Source organism: Clostridium gelidum, assembly GCF_019977655.1.
GTDB lineage: Bacteria > Bacillota > Clostridia > Clostridiales > Clostridiaceae > Clostridium > Clostridium gelidum.
In genome coordinates, this window is sequence record NZ_AP024849.1 from 4,125,242 (window position 1) to 4,141,587 (window position 16,346).

The 16,346-nt window shown below is 27.9% G+C and carries 20 protein-coding genes and 1 pseudogene; 1 reads left to right on the forward strand and 20 read right to left on the reverse strand.

From position 1 onward, the window contains the following. Window positions 1-32: 32 nt before the first annotated feature. From psyc5s11_RS18970 to psyc5s11_RS19005, 8 genes and pseudogenes are all read right to left on the reverse strand, one after another. On the reverse strand, window positions 33-1,394 hold the full coding sequence (locus tag psyc5s11_RS18970) for an FAD-dependent oxidoreductase (RefSeq protein ID WP_224034050.1): 1,362 nt from the start codon (window positions 1,392-1,394) through the stop codon (window positions 33-35). 481 nt (window positions 1,395-1,875) lie between these two features. Further along, window positions 1,876-2,766 carry an AraC family transcriptional regulator gene (locus psyc5s11_RS18975; protein ID WP_224034051.1) on the reverse strand — a complete coding sequence of 297 codons (891 nt, stop codon included), beginning with the start codon at window positions 2,764-2,766 and terminating at the stop codon, window positions 1,876-1,878. A gap of 159 nt (window positions 2,767-2,925) precedes the next feature. Continuing rightward, on the reverse strand, window positions 2,926-3,849 hold the full coding sequence (locus psyc5s11_RS18980; RefSeq protein WP_224038226.1) for a homocysteine S-methyltransferase family protein: 924 nt from the start codon (window positions 3,847-3,849) through the stop codon (window positions 2,926-2,928). Between the two features lie 71 nt (window positions 3,850-3,920). Beyond that, window positions 3,921-4,532, reverse strand: coding sequence for a class I SAM-dependent methyltransferase (locus psyc5s11_RS18985; protein ID WP_224034052.1), 612 nt, complete (start codon window positions 4,530-4,532; stop codon window positions 3,921-3,923). 26 nt (window positions 4,533-4,558) lie between these two features. Beyond that, window positions 4,559-5,077, reverse strand: a complete 519-nt coding sequence (locus tag psyc5s11_RS18990) for a GNAT family N-acetyltransferase (protein ID WP_224034053.1) — start codon at window positions 5,075-5,077, stop codon at window positions 4,559-4,561. Window positions 5,078-5,160: 83 nt separating this feature from the next. Next, on the reverse strand, window positions 5,161-5,493 hold the full coding sequence (locus psyc5s11_RS18995; RefSeq protein ID WP_224034054.1) for a cytochrome C biogenesis protein: 333 nt from the start codon (window positions 5,491-5,493) through the stop codon (window positions 5,161-5,163). A 155-nt stretch (window positions 5,494-5,648) separates the two neighbouring features. Continuing rightward, entirely contained in the window at window positions 5,649-6,065 is a 417-nt protein-coding gene (locus psyc5s11_RS19000; RefSeq protein ID WP_224034055.1) for a GNAT family N-acetyltransferase, read from the reverse strand. A gap of 483 nt (window positions 6,066-6,548) precedes the next feature. Then, window positions 6,549-6,776, reverse strand: a pseudogene (locus psyc5s11_RS19005) (VOC family protein); the annotation flags it as partial. 305 nt (window positions 6,777-7,081) lie between these two features. Here psyc5s11_RS19005 and psyc5s11_RS19010 point away from each other — a divergent pair. Then, the gene (locus psyc5s11_RS19010) at window positions 7,082-7,243 is read left to right on the forward strand and encodes a hypothetical protein (RefSeq protein ID WP_224034056.1); all 162 of its coding nucleotides are present in this window, start codon (window positions 7,082-7,084) and stop codon (window positions 7,241-7,243) included. 183 nt (window positions 7,244-7,426) lie between these two features. On the opposite strand, the gene psyc5s11_RS19015 is transcribed toward psyc5s11_RS19010, so the two are convergent. The 12 genes from psyc5s11_RS19015 to psyc5s11_RS19065 all read right to left on the reverse strand — a co-directional run bounded on the left by psyc5s11_RS19015 (window position 7,427) and on the right by psyc5s11_RS19065 (window position 16,144). After that, a complete protein-coding gene (locus psyc5s11_RS19015; RefSeq protein WP_224034057.1) occupies window positions 7,427-8,056 on the reverse strand; it encodes a CatB-related O-acetyltransferase in 630 nt (209 codons plus the stop codon). Window positions 8,057-8,175: 119 nt separating this feature from the next. Then, window positions 8,176-8,628 carry a GNAT family N-acetyltransferase gene (locus psyc5s11_RS19020; protein WP_224034058.1) on the reverse strand — a complete coding sequence of 151 codons (453 nt, stop codon included), beginning with the start codon at window positions 8,626-8,628 and terminating at the stop codon, window positions 8,176-8,178. Between the two features lie 303 nt (window positions 8,629-8,931). Continuing rightward, the gene (gene pepV, locus psyc5s11_RS19025) at window positions 8,932-10,341 is read right to left on the reverse strand and encodes a dipeptidase PepV (protein WP_224034059.1); all 1,410 of its coding nucleotides are present in this window, start codon (window positions 10,339-10,341) and stop codon (window positions 8,932-8,934) included. 302 nt (window positions 10,342-10,643) lie between these two features. Continuing rightward, window positions 10,644-10,814: a methyltransferase domain-containing protein gene (locus psyc5s11_RS19030; protein WP_224034060.1), complete on the reverse strand. Its 171-nt coding sequence runs from the start codon at window positions 10,812-10,814 to the stop codon at window positions 10,644-10,646. Between the two features lie 59 nt (window positions 10,815-10,873). Next, a complete protein-coding gene (locus psyc5s11_RS19035) occupies window positions 10,874-11,215 on the reverse strand; it encodes a hypothetical protein (protein ID WP_224034061.1) in 342 nt (113 codons plus the stop codon). Between the two features lie 329 nt (window positions 11,216-11,544). Beyond that, entirely contained in the window at window positions 11,545-12,882 is a 1,338-nt protein-coding gene (locus psyc5s11_RS19040) for an MFS transporter (RefSeq protein ID WP_224034062.1), read from the reverse strand. A gap of 194 nt (window positions 12,883-13,076) precedes the next feature. Continuing rightward, window positions 13,077-13,739, reverse strand: a complete 663-nt coding sequence (locus tag psyc5s11_RS19045; protein WP_224034063.1) for a DUF975 family protein — start codon at window positions 13,737-13,739, stop codon at window positions 13,077-13,079. Window positions 13,740-13,964: 225 nt separating this feature from the next. After that, window positions 13,965-14,399 carry a GNAT family N-acetyltransferase gene (locus tag psyc5s11_RS19050; protein ID WP_224034064.1) on the reverse strand — a complete coding sequence of 145 codons (435 nt, stop codon included), beginning with the start codon at window positions 14,397-14,399 and terminating at the stop codon, window positions 13,965-13,967. Between the two features lie 44 nt (window positions 14,400-14,443). Next, on the reverse strand, window positions 14,444-14,731 hold the full coding sequence (locus psyc5s11_RS28255; protein ID WP_375542016.1) for a 4Fe-4S binding protein: 288 nt from the start codon (window positions 14,729-14,731) through the stop codon (window positions 14,444-14,446). Window positions 14,732-14,734: 3 nt separating this feature from the next. Beyond that, a complete protein-coding gene (locus psyc5s11_RS28260; RefSeq protein WP_375541965.1) occupies window positions 14,735-15,271 on the reverse strand; it encodes a hypothetical protein in 537 nt (178 codons plus the stop codon). Then, window positions 15,268-15,672, reverse strand: a complete 405-nt coding sequence (locus psyc5s11_RS19060) for a VOC family protein (RefSeq protein WP_224034065.1) — start codon at window positions 15,670-15,672, stop codon at window positions 15,268-15,270. Before psyc5s11_RS19060 ends, psyc5s11_RS28260 begins: the two co-directional genes overlap by 4 nt. Before the next feature lie 28 nt (window positions 15,673-15,700). Continuing rightward, complete coding sequence (locus psyc5s11_RS19065; RefSeq protein WP_224034066.1) at window positions 15,701-16,144, reverse strand: GNAT family N-acetyltransferase; 444 nt, start codon at window positions 16,142-16,144, stop codon at window positions 15,701-15,703. Window positions 16,145-16,346 lie beyond the last annotated feature (202 nt).

Sequence of the window (16,346 nt, forward strand, 5' to 3'; positions counted from 1 at the left end):
TTATCCTTTCTATTATAACAATAAATTTATCTCTAAAATTTTTCTATTTTTATTCCTTGAGGAAACTTAAACACCTCATAAGGATCGTATTTTCTTTTTACTTCTTTTAACTTATATAAATTTTCACCATAATAATCTTTTTCATAATCTTTAAGTTCCGCAGAAGGGAAATTACTATAAGATCCTGTTGTAATAAGATTTATATATTCAAACTTCTCTTTCACCCAATCTCTATTTCTTGGTGCATATTTAGACTCTTCCCAAACAGACTGAAATCCCATTATAAATTTTGCATCTCTATAATAAAAAGCTGTATCTTCCTTACTTTTATCCATAAGTGCTCCACCTAGTCCATATAATGAAACAGCTGCATATATTGATCCTTCTGCCCTATCATTTACTAAGTTTATAATATCCTCCATATCACCTCTGCTATAATCCCTATATACAAATCTTCCTGATGATTTATAATTTTCATAGGGTGGATGGCTATCTTGAATTCTTCTATTTGCCTCCAATACGGTAATATATTCTAAATTAAATATGACCTTTTTAGAAATATTTTTAAATGGTTCTAAAATCATACTAGCTTTTTCTTTATTTCCATATAACAATCCTGTTATACTGATGCCCTTTCCTTTTACTTTAGAATTGTATATACCCATCTTTAAATTAATTCGTCTATCTAAATCTTTAAATATGTTTGTCCATGTTTCAAATACTTTAATAATTTCCTGAGGCTGAACATCAATGTATTCAATATGTATCAATGTTGCCATTTTTATTTTTTCTGGAAGTTTAAAAGTCATACTAATAATTACACCAAAGTTTCCTCCACCAGCGCCTCTGCAAGCCCAAAATAAATCTTCATTAGATTCCACATTAGCAACTATTGTCTCACCTTTATAATCTACTAATTCCACTTCAATTAAACTATCAGAAGCTAATCCAAGTAATCTAATAGAGTACCCCCAGCCACCGCCTAAAACTAATCCTGAAACTCCAACTGTTGGACACCCGCCTCCTGGAAATGGATACCCCATCTCTCCTAAAGCTTCATATATATCTCTATTTGTAACTCCACCTTGTATCTTGACTATATTTTTTTCTTCATCTACATTGATACCATTCATTTTACTAACATCAATCACAACCACATCATTACCAGTTGAATATCCTTCATAATGATGCCTACCAGATCTTATTCTAATCTCTAGTGAATTTAACCTAGCCCAAGCTATTGCATTACTAACATCATTTTTAGTATGGCAATAAACAATTACTAATGGATATTTTTCAATAGCCCTATTCCAAGCCTTTCTATCTTTTTCATAACTGAAATCTTCTTTAGTAACAACCGCTCCAGTTAATCCACTATAATCAAACTCTATCAATTTTATCACCTTCTCTAGTTATTTTTTTATATAGCATAATAAAATTAAAGCTGAAGTTTTCTAAGTCAAAAAAACTTCAGCTTACTATATATTATTTTTTGTTCCTTGTTCATTGACAGTTTCTATAATACGAATATGCAGTTTTCATAGAGACGCAATAAATGTTTGATATGCATCTTCAAATGAATCGTATGATTAATATTATTATATCACTATAGCAGAATTCAATCTATTAAACTCTGTAAATATCAATTCTAGCTTTTTCAATGCCTCTTGTCCCACCTGTTACCAAAACTACTTTTCCTTTTAAATCATACATTTTAGCTAGCTACAACTTGATTTATTACTAAGATTATTTATAATTCAACTTACACATTCAATACTATATTTAACTTATATAAAGGTCATGTCTTTGTTGACATTCTTGCAACAAAGACATGACCTCTATTGTTTTTTTATATATGTGCCCTTATATAAAAACTTATTTCTTCTCCATATTAGGATTTACTCTAAACCATATTTCCTCATAGCACTTTTCACCATCACTTTTATATAGTTCAAAGTCAAATCCTTCAATCATATCAAATTTTGAATTTGGAAACCATTCTGTATAAATTCGTCTATTAAGCTTCTGTGTAACTTCTGTCATTGTATCTTTTCCATGTTTCTCAGATGTGAATATTGCCCAAGTTGACTCTGGAACATCTACAATAGTATAACCATCTGTTTTTGATGTAGGAGTCTTAAATGCACAAATCATATATGGAAAGCTTGTCTCACTTATTTTTTTATAACCACATACTGCATGAATAGAACCTTCATCTAATTTATTTAAGTCCTTTCCCAAAGATTCATTCATTTTCTTCCAATCACCATTCTTACAAAATTCTTGCCAAAATTTTGGAATAGTACTGAAGGCATTTTCATTTTCAAAAATTCCTTCAACTCCATAAACTTGAAATGCAGGTTTTGTTTCGATTCTGTAATTCATCTCACTTACTCCTTTAATTGTAATTTGAAAGAGAAGTCTTGGATAAGCTTTTAATGTTATTCCCTCTTTTCTTGCTTGAGTTGGTGTAATTCCATGCATAACTTTAAATGCCCTTGTAAAAGATGTAGGTGAATCATAGCCATAATTTAATGCTAAATCAATTATCTTAATATGACTATTTTGTAATTCAAAAGCTGCATTAGTTAATTTTCTACGCCTTATATACTCAGCAAGAGTAATGTCAGTTATAAAAGAAAACATACGTTGGAAATTATACGTTGAGCAACATGCTTTCTGTGCTACTGTCACAAAATCAATTTCTTCTGTTAAATTGTCTTCTATATAATCAAGTGCTTCATTCATTTTTTTAAGCCAATCCATATTTTCCCCTCCTTCCAATTAAAGTATATCTAAAATTCAATTAACTTTCGCAACTTAACTTGCACAAATATGTTCATATTATCTAATATTTACTAACCTTAAATATTAAACGTTACTGTCAGTTATAAACTAAAACATATATCCTACTCACAATATCTCTTAATTTAATCTCTTAGCTATTTCCTCAATATGTGTGTTATCAGTCCCGCAGCACCCTCCAAAAATTTTAAGATTAAATTTATTATATAAATTAATCATATCATTTGCTAATCTTATGCTATCTGAAGTTTTTAATTCGGCACAATTATCAAGCTCTTCTGGTGATAATTCTGATGTATTTGCTTGTATTCCCTTAAATCGTTCCTTTACAACAGAAGTTTCATTGTATTCCTGTGATAATGCACTATTTAGAACTTTTGGATGTACACAATTTGTCATGTAACATAAAGGTTTTCTTGTAGTATACTTATCAATGGCAACAATAGCATCATTTATGGTTGTCCCATCTAGTAGTTTTCCATCTTTTTTAATCATGAAACTAATAATATATGGTAATCCAGTTAACTCCATTGCCTTTGCCATTCCAATTGCTTCTGGTAGAGTAGGCATAATAGCAGCATATAAAAAGTCTACATTAGCTTTTTTAAATAAATCTGTTTGCCACGCGTGAAATTCAAAAGCACTTTCAATACTAAGATGCTCGTCTTTAGAATACGCATCCCCTTTGCATCCCATCAAACCTCCAACATATACCTTTGCAGTGGTTTCTTCTTTTAACTGTTTTAAAAATCTCACATTATCTTCAATAACATTACTTTCTTTAAAAATCGAACAATAAATACGCTCCTTATTTGCTCTTCGTGTTGGTGTTGTAACCATAATTGGCATATCATATTTCTTTGCTACAGTGAAGTATTGCTTAAATAATTCAGTAAGCGCTTGTCTTTTATTTTCGTCATAAATATGTCCTGCAAGTGAAATATTATTATCCTTTTGAATATTATATTCCCGTTTTAAACGCTCACCTAATCCTCCTTCCATTAAAATTAATTCATCTTTATTAAAAATATCCTCAAAATTCATTATCATATAAGATTAACCTCCGTTATCATATAAAATACTCAAGTATACAATATCCATAAAAAATTTGTGTATTAAATTTTATCAGCTGTCATTATAAATAAAGAATATCTTAATTCATTATTATCAATTTGCTTCGCACCTTCATAAAATGTTTGAAATGTTATATTAGAAAATCCATTAACTTCTAATATACTTTTAAGCCATGTCTTTGAAAATCCATTATGTCCATTAAATCCAATTTCATTTTTATGAAAACTTCCATCATCCTTATTTAAATCAACAATACACAATGTACCATTTAAATTAAGCATATTATAAAATTCTTTACATAATCTATCTATATCTACAATATGATGTAATGCCATAGAACTATATATTATATCAAATTTTTCATTCAATTTATTTTGAACCAAGTCTTCACAATAAGTATTTATATTGCTTAAATTCAATGCTTCAATTTTATTGTTTACAACATTTATCATTTCTTTAGATGTATCAATTAAAGTTATATTTTTAAATTCAGTATGTAAGTTAAAACTAACAAGACCTGTCCCGCATCCAAATTCCATTGCAGATTTATCTTTTCCTACTGTTATTGTTGTTTTTATTTTATTTGCTATAATTTTAGCTCTTTCAATTCTTTTTTCATTATCCCATTCTCTGGCAACATCATCAAAATCCATAGAAATTCCTCCTTCAAACTTTCATACTAAAATTCCTTATTTAATAAGTACGATGGATGTTTAAGACCTGTTGGAGCATAATATTCATCATGCGAATACACAAAACCAAGTTTTTTTAAAAGTTTGGCCGATTCTAAATTATTAGGATTATGCCCTGCAAATATTGTTTCAAAAGAAAGTGTTTCAAATGCATACTTTATTATTCTCATACATGCTTCTTTTCCATAACCTTTCCCCCAATATTCCGGAAGTAAATGAACTCCAACTTCAGCTATTTTCTTCTCTTTTTTATAAGGTCTTAAACCACAACATCCAATAAATTCAGTATTTTCCTTTATATATAGAGGAAAATACTGAATCCTATATTTACTGTATGTATCTACTTCTTTGTCTAATCGCTCTAATATCTCTTTTTCAGTCATCTTACCTGTAGTAGATATATATTTAGTCACATCTTCATTTCCCCATAATAAATTAGCCTGTTTTTCATTTTCCTTATCCCACACTGAAAATCCAATTCTTTCTGACTTAATAAAATATTTCATTAAATATCACTTCCACTATGTAATTTATTTAATTCTAAGGCAAATTCACTTGGAATAATACCGTATTTACTCTATCGCATACCTTATATGTATAAATGATTAATAATAGGAATAATATTAAATAGAACTTCTTCGTAAGGGTGAATTTCTTTTATCACTTTAATAGCTTGTTTTATATATTCTTTTTTACAACGAACTTCCATTTTACATTCGACCCCTTCAGAAATTTCTCCTACTTTCCCATCATAAGGTTTTGCACCATCTAACGGTCTCCAGTATCCACTAACCTGTGTCACTGAAATGCAATTATCATAATTTCCAACTTTACATGCACCTATACTATTAAGACCATCTCTTAACGGAATAATAAACTCATTGGGAACATATATTTCTATTTTTACTTCTTCAAATTCCATGCTTTACACCTTCATATCTCTCTTACATTTATTTCATATGAATATTATACCATATTTTTAGTATTCTTCTATATTACTTACATTTATTATTACTACTACTTGTATATTCTCCTATTTCTATACCTAAACGATTATACATAGAAAATACTTTTATTTTACAATAAGTCAATTTGACATGAATTTTCTAATTTATATCGTATTAATTGGTAAACCTCAACAGGTTTTAAAGATTGATAAAGTGCATTTGCGGCTTCTGAGTAGCCTGTACTATATGCACTTTTAACACCTTTTTCTCTAAGCCTTCTAAAACATTCTGTTATAACTGCTTTTCCAAATCCACGTTTTTGGTAATCTGAATGTGTTGCCACAGTTTCAATTATATATCCACTTTGATATTTCTTACGAATATCTTTATTTCTATTTAATATATATTCACGACTTCCAGATTTTTCTCCCCATTTTTTACGTATTGATTTCTGGGATGTAATATAAATATACTCTCCCTGAATATATTTTTGAATTTCTTCTATTAGACTATCTGGTAATAATGTTTCAGCTTTTACATATCTCACAAAGCCCATCTCCTTAAATTATTAATTTAAATTAAGGAAACAAAGCCTGTAAAAGCATGCTTTAATTAAAGGCGACTAAGTTAATGGTTTCATCCCACTCTTCGTAAAAAAATAGGAAATGTATAAGTAGATAGTGATTTCATAGCATCTCTTCACATAACCACCTCTTATTCTCATCTTATAAAAAACATAGCCCAAATTATATCTCCTTAACTAACTTATTGTAGAAAGTTGCTAAAGATACTTCAATATAAGGGCTTACGAAAATAATTCCAACAGCATATTGATTATCCACAAATGCTAGCGCCAAACCTGGCACTAAGCCCAATACAATCCAACCGATAAAACTTAATCATAATTTTTATGATTTTATACTTTTAATATATATTTCTAAATCCTCTTACCCCTTCAATAAATCCTAATTTTTCATAAAATTCATATGCTACTTTACTATAATCAGAAGATACCAGTATTGCATAAACACAATTCTTTTATTCTATCAAATTCTTCTTGCACATTATCTACCAAGAAACACATATGTACTATTCCTGCATTTAATTCATTCCAATTATTTAACTTATCTTCTTTTTTGTTAGTTTGCAATTCAATCATGAATGTCCTTAATTTTAGCCATGTATTAAACTATCTATTATGAAAGTTCTTTGTTTCTTGTGCAACTTCAAACCCCAAAATTTTAGTATAAAATTCAATGGGATTCTATATAATTTTCTAACTCCTCTTACTCCGTTTATAAACCCTAACTTCAGCATAATAAAAATATAATGATTTCTATTATTTTTATAACATATTAAGTATTTCTAATATGTTATTATTATATATACAATGATAGTTTAATTTGTATATATATCTTTAGATATTTACCTATTTTTTTGCTAAATGGTAAATATTATAGAGATGCAATTTTCAGAATATTCATTTATATTAAAAGTATAGTAATTTATATTTTTAAACAGTTACTATATTTAATTAAGCGTTAACAAATTGGAGGGGTTATTATGAATAATAAATCTCATTTTACTAAAGTATGGAAATTTATTTCTAGCGCACTATTTAGCAATACAGAATATGCATATGATAGAAGCCCTGTTAATGGTAGATTTTATGATATAACAGATGTTACAGAACTAAGATTAATATCATCAAGAAGAACATTTTGATAATCTATTTAATATAAATGAATAAATGCTTTGGATTCTTATAGGTGTATATTCTTCACCATATATATGGTGAAGAATATTTATGGTTTACCATATTAGAATATGTCACTTGGAAAAATATTCTTACTTAATTAATATAAATACCGCAAATTCAATTTTGAATAATGCGGTACTTGTTAATTATTATCTTAAATTTTTAATGTCTCCAAGCTGAATGTATTTTATATTTGCTTGAATTTTTTCAGCTCTCCAATCCCACCACTTAATGTCTAGCAATTTAGAAATGATATCATCATCAAACCTTTTCTTTATAGGTTTTGCTGGCACTCCTCCAACAATAGTATATGGCGCAACATCTTTAGTTACTAGAGCTCTCGTTCCAATTATTGCACCATCTCCAATTTTAACTCCTGACATAATAATAGCATCATATCCTATCCACACATCATTACCTATTATAATATCTCCTTTATTATCCCAAGCATCTTTGATATTTAATGTTTCATCCCACTCTTCGTAAAAAATAGGAAATGTATAAGTAGATAGTGATTTCATAGCATGGTTTCCAGAAGTCATAAGAAATTTTGCTTTGCATGCAATAGAACAAAACTTTCCTATAATCAATTTATCATTATTAATAGGATAGTGATATAATAAATTATTCTTCTCAAAATCCCTAGGATCATCGCAAAAATCATTATATATAGTATAATCTCCAACCTTTATATTATCTCTTGTGATTACATTCTTAAGGTATATTGTTTGAAAATCATTACTTCTCGGATATATTTTATTTAAATTTGGAATAGCCATATTTAATCTCTCCTTTAATTATAATACTTTAATTCCTATTCCATTAATACAATGCATCTCTTCACATAACCACCTACCTGATTTAATATTGACACATTCAAATTATAACTTTTTAGTTTTTACTTTTTTAATATATAATTTCCAATATGAAACCCATAACGTTCATAAAAAGATAATGCGTCATCATTTGCATAAACTACACTAATTTCAATATTTATTATTACATTTGATTCAAACCACCTTAACGCACTTTTCATAAGTGTACCGCCTAATCCAAACTTACGATACTCTTTTTCAATATATATAGATTCTATTTGACCTAAAGTATCTTCAATTGAACTTAAGCAATACCCTACATAATTCCCGTTATCACTATCTAAAATCATATCAAGTTTTACAATACCATGTTGAGCCTTTTTATATATAGATTCCATTCTTTTGTCAAATGTAAATGTCTCATATTTATTCTTAAAATAAATTGATTTATCCAAGTGAACAGAATTAAGTTGCTTCCATAATGGCCTTATAATTTCAATTTCTTTTATATCCTTCTCAACTATACATATATTCATAAAAGCCCCTCCATATTTTTCGCATATCTATTACTCTTCTTTCAATTATTACTAAATTTATATTATTATAACATATTTTGTAAATAAGAAATTCTAATTTGTTTTTAGTTACTCCTATATTGTTTTTTAACTAATAATATATTACCTCGCAAGAAAAAAATACCACAAATTTATTAATGTGGTATTTTTTATTTTTCAATCTAAATTTATATTAAATTCTCATTGGACTCTTAATATAACCACCTACCTAATTTAATATAAAATGTTCAAAGAGTAAGTTCTTGGTTGCGTTTCGCGTTTTTTTTAAGAAGTGCATAAATCAATTATTGCTTGAGTAAATATTTTAGCACTAAGTACTAATTCATCTATGTTTGCGAATTCATCATTTCCATGCATATTATTCTCAGTTCCTGGCATTGTACAACCAAATGCTACACCATTTTTAAGATGATGTACATATGTCCCCCCACCAATTGCAAGACATTCTCCCTGTCTACCACTATATTTTTCATAACATTTTAAAAGGGTACGCACAAAATCAGAATCTGCACTTACATGATGTGCTTCAGTTAAATCATCAGAAGAAAGAATAATGTTTTCTTTTTTCATAGTATCTCTTAAAACATCACGTAAATTTTCATTTGTAGCACAAATTGGAGCTCTACAATCAAATACTCCACTAAGGCCTTCAGTATCATATTCAAAAATATTTAATGAAATAGTTAATTCCCCTGATATTTCATCACTCATCTTAACTTTACTAGCTTCACCATTAAAATCACCATGAGGAAATAACTTTTGCACTTCACATAATCTATTAAAACCCTCACTCTTTGCAAATGGCATATCTTTAAGCAATTCTAATATTCCAGTTAATGCATTATCACCCTTTTCAGGAGTAGATGCATGTGCGCCACTTCCTTTTGCAGAAATAATCAATTTCTCATTAGCTTCTTCATGTACTGTGAATTTTATCCCAGTTTTCTTTTCAACAGCCTCTAAATACTTTTTAATTTCTTCATTATTAAAACCTTCAATTGTAACAGTTGCTTTGTCTGGAACTACATTTGCCTTAACTCCACTTTGTACACATACTATTCTAGGAAGCATAACATCTTCTTCAAACTTAGCTTCAAATGTGCTAGCTAGACGACCTTTTTCAATATTTATAACTGGAAAATCTGCATCTGGTGAAAACGTCATAGGTGCTTCTTTTTCAATTTTATAATAATAATCAATATCTTCACTACCACACTCTTCATCTGTCCCTAAAATAAGTCTGACATTTTTGCTAAGTGGTATATTTAAGTCTTTAACTGCTTTTAAGGCATACAATGCTACAATTGCTGGCCCCTTATCATCAGCACTTCCTCTACCATATAATTTTCCATCTTTTATAAGAGGTTCAAAAGGCTTTGTAACAACCCAATCGTCACTAGCTGGAACTACATCTAAATGAGCAAGGATATCTAATCCCTTTTCCTTTTCACTAAAATCAATAGTTCCAACATAATTATCATAATTCTTAGTAATAAACCCCATTCCCTCAGCTAAATTTAATGCTGCTTCTAGTGCTTTAGCTGGACCTTTTCCAAAAGGCATTCCTTTTATCGCTTCTTCTCTATCACTTTTTATTTTGATAATGCTACATATATCATTTAGCATTTCATCTTTGTGAGTAGTAAAATAATCTTCAATTTGTTTTCTGTACATTATAGTTCTCCTTCCATTCACCCCTCTTTTGGTAATTTACTATGGGGTACTTACTATTATATTATAATACTTTAATAATTATTTTATTAAATATTAATGAAATAATTAAATATTTAATGTGTATATCTTTTTTAAATCTTAATTATTTATTTTATCAGCTGTCATTATAAATAAAGAATATTTTAATTCTTCTTCATCAATTTCACGTGTACTTTTATAAAATGTTTGTGATTTAACATTAGAAAATCCATTATGACCGTTAAATCCAGCTTCATTTAAATGAAACCTTCCATCATCTTCATTTAATCAACAATACATAATGTACCATTTGAATTAATCATATTATAGAATTTTTTTAATAATTTATCTATATCCACAATATGATGTAAAGCCATTGAACTATATATAACATGGTACTTTTCATCCAAAGAATTTTCTATCAAATCATAGCAATAACTATTTATATTTTTCAAATTTAGTTTTTTTATTTTTTTATTAATTCATGATTTAAGAAATATCTACAAATCAAATACTAATCAACTTTGAAATACTTTTTAAGTTTGTTAGCCTTACTTGAATATTGTTCAACAGATAAATATCCAATCTCCTTCAATTCATTTAGGACTTTTGCATATTTTTGATACTGCTCATAGTCTTTTTTATCAACACTTTTGTTCTTATATAGTTTTATTACTTGCTCAAGTTCAGTATCACTTAATATTTCTATATCCCGTAATTTAACTAATCCAATATTATTATTTTCTGTGATTATTTTTTCTGTCTTGTTTAACAATGGATTAATTGCTAACCTAACTGAAAAATATATTATTACAAATAGAATCATTGATAAAATTAAAATTGTTCCTATATCCATTTTATAGATCCACCTTATATTCTAAAGATTTAATAAAATTCACAATATTTACTATTCCAAATTAATTATAACATAAATTGTAATATAAAATTATACTCTAACTTCAAAGAACATCTTTTTTATTATTTACTACATAAAATCTACAGATTGCAAACCTGAGCAGTAAAATAAAGAAATTTATGCTATAGGATCTCTAACTATTACTTCTAAATTATTACCATTAATTATTCCAAATGGATATTCCTTTGCATATGTAAAAAAATATCGTAAATTCATTTTAAACTAAATAATACGATATTTTTAATTATCTTTTTTATTCTTATCAATTATTAATCATCCAAAGCTTTTATATATTTGTTTCTTCTAAACATACAACATACAGCAAATCCTGTAATTCCAATTATAATAAAAATAATAGATATCCCAGAGCCCTTACCACTTCCTACAATCATAGAAAGTATTTGCTTAAGATAAGAATTTGAAGCCATTATTGGTTCGAAACATTTATCTGCTAATATTCCACCTAATATATATCCAATAGGTATTGTGGCATATTGAATAGTATTTCTTGCTGAGAATACACGACCTTGTATTTCTATCGGAACTTTAGTTCTCATTAAAACTTCTACATTTCCAGTTAAAAAAGGAACTGCAATATGTCCTGCGAGTACTGCAAATGACCAAATATAAGCATTCCCGCCTATTCCAAGTAAAGTGTTACAAATCAAAAAAGAGAAAGTGATAGAATTAAATATTGTATTTACTTTGCTCTTAGAAGTTTTTTTTATGGTAAATAAAATACTTCCAATAACCCCACCAATACCTACAAATGATGTAATGACTCCAAGAATAATTTTATTATTATCTGTTCTAGCTAAAATCATTGGAGTTAAATTACAATTATATATTGATGCAATCAAATTCACAAAACCCATAAAAATTATTAAATGTAAAATGCTTTTATTGTTAAAAATATAAGAAACTCCATCCAAACAATCTGCTAAAGTACTTAATTTTTGTTTCTTTTTATACGCTACATAATCTGGTATCTTAACACAAAATAGTAATGCTATAAATGCTACAAAAAAAGTACTAAGGTCAATAAATAAAATTACTTTCGTTCCTCCAAAAGCATATATAGATGTGGCAACTAAAGGTGTAAATGTTGTAACCATTGAAGAAGATAATGATTGCAATCCGCTTATCTTAATATAATGCCTTTTAGGTACAATCATAGTAACTGCTACACTTGAAGCAGGTGATTGAAATGCATTCATTATTCCAAGTATAACATTTATAATATACAAATAACTTATTTCAAGTCTATTGTTGAACAATAAAATCAATACAAATACTGAGCAAATAGCTGCAATTGTATCAGATATAATCATTATTAATTTTTTATTCCACTTATCTATAAATGTTCCTGCTAAAAAACTAAGTAAAATACTAGGTAATAGTGAACATATCATAAGCATCGAAATTGACAATACAGAATCTTGTTTCTCAAATGCCCAAACAATAAGTGAAAAACTTGTCATGCTACTGCCAAATTGTGATAATGATTGACTACTCCATAATATCAAGAAATTTTTTAGCTCTTTTAATATTTCTAATTGTTGAAGATCTTTTATTCTTTTTAATTTGTGTATATTTTTTATTTTCATTTTAACTTTGCTCCTTAAATTTAATAAAATAATTAAGTATGCAAAGCCTTTACAATGAGCAGTTCTAACTTACTCCATACATGCAACTGCTCATAGCTGACTTTGCATGGAGTAAAATTCTTGTTCTCTTTTTACACATAATCTTACCTTCCTTTATGCCTAGTTAATTTTGATAATATATCGAACTTTCTTGCTTATTCCCCTAATGTGAGTTGACTTCCCCTCTCCTTGACTAACGTATTGTAGAAAGTTCCCATAGATACTTCAATATAAGGACTTACGAAAATCATTCCAAGAGACATAATTCCAAGAGCATATTCTTTAAACCAAAACCATACCACAAAACTTGGCACTAAGGATAATACAATCCAACCTATAAAACTTAAGTATAATTTGAATATATCCATCTTATGCCCGTCAGTCATCTCAATACTTTTATTTATTGCTTCGTCAATACCAATTTTAGGATTATCAACCCATATATAAAACGTCATAGAATACTTAATAGATGCTATAATACCTGGAACTACCAATAGCAATGTCCATAATCCGATGTAAATGTTAACTACTATTGTCATTCCCAAGCCCTTCCAAAATCTCTTGCATTCAGAAAAAATTTCCGAAAATTCAGCATCCTCACCTCTGACTATATGTAACATTATAGCTGTATACCCAAATATCAATAGTGCATTAGAAATAGTTGTTAATATAGAAAACCATATACTGCTAGACTCCGGTATAAAATCTCCTATAATACTAACAATGCTATACACTAAAGAACTTACTATTGCAACCTTCCAATTTCCTTTTAAACTGAGTCTTGCATTTTCTCTTATTTCGTTATTATTAATCTCCATATTTCTTCCCCCAAATCCTTTCTCTTACTCTATTATATATATTAACATTTTCACATATAATATAATTAGTATAATTTACAACTTACTAATTTATAATATTTTGCCATTTTGTACTTTTTACTTAATTTCTTAATTGTGCTTCGCACTTTTTTTATATGTGCGTATCTTCTTATAGGTGAAAAGTTCTTGGTTGCACTTCGTGCCTTTTTCATTGGTGCGTGCTTTTTAATCTGTGTACATTTTTCTAAATCCTCTTACCCCATCAATAAATCCTAAATTTTCATAAAATACATGGGCTCCTTTTCGATAATCAGAAGATACAAGAATTGCATAATCACAATTCTTTTCTTTAGCAAATTCATCTAAAGCCGTCATTATTTTTTTACCTACTCCTTGACCTCTAACGTCCTCGTTAATAATTACATCTTCAATTACTAAAAATGGGTTTCCTCCTACTGAAAGACATTTACAACATACTCCAAGTGCAGAACCAATAATCTTATTGTTCTCTTTAGCCGCTATTATTAAGTACTGTTCATCTTGTAGTATTTCTTTGTATATTTCAATTGACTTTTCTAATGAATTCTCAAAAGGAGTAAGCTCCTTATATAATTCTAATAAACCTTCAATATCTTCTAACTTTAACTTTTCAATAACCATTCTTCAACTTCCTTTCTGTGTATCTCCACCACACAATAAGCTTACTAAGATTTAAGTGCATTTTTAGGGCATGCTCTAATACACTCTTTACATACAATACACTCTGTTCCATTTTTACGATTTCTCTTATTATCTAGCATGTCCACATCCATTGGGCAAACAGATCTACACTTATTGCATGATATACATTTATTTTTGTCCACTTTAATTCTTAATAAAGAAAAATAACTCATGGGCTTCAAAAATACTGTGATGGGACAAATATACTTACAAAAAGCTCTATTATCCTTTAACTTAAATGCAAGAGCTATTCCTATAACATAATAAAGTATATTTCATATTATAAAGCTTTGAAACATTATATTCTCAATATTGTCTACTTTAAATAAAAACAAACTACCAATAAACGAAAATGAAAATATAAACACAATATATCTTATATAAGAAATTTTTTTTACACGTGGATTTTGTGGTGTCTTATATGGTAATAAATCTAAAATCATAGCCGTCCAGCATGCATATCCACACCAACCTCTAGCAAAAATTAATGGTCCAGCAATTTTTGCTACAATGTAGTGAATTGTAGCAGCTTGGAAAACACCTAAAAATAAATAGTACCAAAATCCTTCTATTTGCATATTCTCCTTGCAAAATATCCCTAAAAACACAAACATATAAAGACCTACACCAAATTGAACAATTAATCTAGAATATTTCCATCCTTTTATAAATAAAACCATTCCAACTGATACAAAGCTTCCTATATAAATAAAATTGAATAAATAAAAATAATTTCCAGAGCTGACACTTAAAGTAATGCCAATTCCAAGAAAAAGCATTAATATAGCAATTGGTAATAGGTATTTTTTCATAATTCCCTATCTCTCATTTCAATTTCAGTGCCTTCTGGTGCTTTAATTTTACATAAACAATTATTTTCAACTTTGTATATTGCTTCTCCATTTTTAAGCTTAAACTTGGTATAACCCAATTCTTTTATTCTATTAACTTCTTCGTGTACATTGTCTACCAAGAAACACATATGTACTATTCCTGCATTTAACTCATTCCAATTATTTAACTTATCTTCTTTTTTATTAGTTTGCAATTCAATCATGAATGTGCCTAATTTTAACCATGTATTAAAATCTCTATTGTGAAAGTTCTTTGTTTCTTGCACAACTTCAAATCCTAAAATATCAGTATAAAATTCAAGGGATTCTCTATAATTTTCAGTTTGAATACATACATGATGTATCATTTTTATTCCCATAATATCCTCGCTTTTTTAATTAATTTATTTATAAATCTTTTTTCAAATACAGCATATCAGCGCACTGAGCATTACCTTCAAAAATTGATTTAGGGTAATTATCTACAAAAAAGTTCTTCACAGTATGCGAATACTGAAATCCTAATTTATTATAAAATGGAACTGCTGCGCTTGTAGTTCCAACAAACATTTCTTTATAATTTTTTTTGTATATATTAGAAATATGATCTATAATTCTTTTTGCGTATCCTTTCATTTGATGTTCTTCAGTTGTTGCAATATTCTTTAATTCACATTCTGTATTTGATATTTCAATAACAACTGCTTCACAAAGTATTTTATTTTCATCATTTAGTACATACATTTCTCCCTTATCAAGATACAAATCAATCATTTCTTCACAAGGATCTGCAAGCAATAACAATGGTAAATACTCTTTCTTATTGCTTTTAATTTGTTCAATTGTAAACATATTAATCAACTTCTCCTAAAATCTAATTAAATTTCTTTTCAAATAATACTTATTTTACATTCTCATATATATTTCTTATAACTCGATACCCCACCTTTTATATATTTAACATGAAAATTATAACATATTTCCCATGCTTAATATATCCAATCTTATATAATTACATTTAAATTCTATACCTTTACTATAAAAATTTCCTTTT

What these genes read in the sequence shown, in the direction of transcription:
- psyc5s11_RS18975 (WP_224034051.1), bottom strand. Translation starts at nt 2,766, where the DNA reads ATGGATTGGCTTAAAAAAATGAATGAAGCACTTGATTATATAGAAGAC.
- psyc5s11_RS18980 (WP_224038226.1), bottom strand. Translation starts at nt 3,849, where the DNA reads ATGAATTTTGAGGATATTTTTAATAAAGATGAATTAATTTTAATGGAA.
- psyc5s11_RS18985 (WP_224034052.1), bottom strand. Translation starts at nt 4,532, where the DNA reads ATGGATTTTGATGATGTTGCCAGAGAATGGGATAATGAAAAAAGAATT.
- psyc5s11_RS18990 (WP_224034053.1), bottom strand. Translation starts at nt 5,077, where the DNA reads ATGAAATATTTTATTAAGTCAGAAAGAATTGGATTTTCAGTGTGGGAT.
- psyc5s11_RS18995 (WP_224034054.1), bottom strand. Translation starts at nt 5,493, where the DNA reads ATGGAATTTGAAGAAGTAAAAATAGAAATATATGTTCCCAATGAGTTT.
- psyc5s11_RS19010 (WP_224034056.1), top strand. Translation starts at nt 7,082, where the DNA reads ATGAATAATAAATCTCATTTTACTAAAGTATGGAAATTTATTTCTAGC.
- psyc5s11_RS19015 (WP_224034057.1), bottom strand. Translation starts at nt 8,056, where the DNA reads ATGGCTATTCCAAATTTAAATAAAATATATCCGAGAAGTAATGATTTT.
- psyc5s11_RS19020 (WP_224034058.1), bottom strand. Translation starts at nt 8,628, where the DNA reads ATGAATATATGTATAGTTGAGAAGGATATAAAAGAAATTGAAATTATA.
- pepV (WP_224034059.1), bottom strand. Translation starts at nt 10,341, where the DNA reads ATGTACAGAAAACAAATTGAAGATTATTTTACTACTCACAAAGATGAA.
- psyc5s11_RS19035 (WP_224034061.1), bottom strand. Translation starts at nt 11,215, where the DNA reads ATGGATATAGGAACAATTTTAATTTTATCAATGATTCTATTTGTAATA.
- psyc5s11_RS19040 (WP_224034062.1), bottom strand. Translation starts at nt 12,882, where the DNA reads ATGAAAATAAAAAATATACACAAATTAAAAAGAATAAAAGATCTTCAA.
- psyc5s11_RS19045 (WP_224034063.1), bottom strand. Translation starts at nt 13,739, where the DNA reads ATGGAGATTAATAATAACGAAATAAGAGAAAATGCAAGACTCAGTTTA.
- psyc5s11_RS19050 (WP_224034064.1), bottom strand. Translation starts at nt 14,399, where the DNA reads ATGGTTATTGAAAAGTTAAAGTTAGAAGATATTGAAGGTTTATTAGAA.
- psyc5s11_RS28260 (WP_375541965.1), bottom strand. Translation starts at nt 15,271, where the DNA reads ATGAAAAAATACCTATTACCAATTGCTATATTAATGCTTTTTCTTGGA.
- psyc5s11_RS19060 (WP_224034065.1), bottom strand. Translation starts at nt 15,672, where the DNA reads ATGGGAATAAAAATGATACATCATGTATGTATTCAAACTGAAAATTAT.
- psyc5s11_RS19065 (WP_224034066.1), bottom strand. Translation starts at nt 16,144, where the DNA reads ATGTTTACAATTGAACAAATTAAAAGCAATAAGAAAGAGTATTTACCA.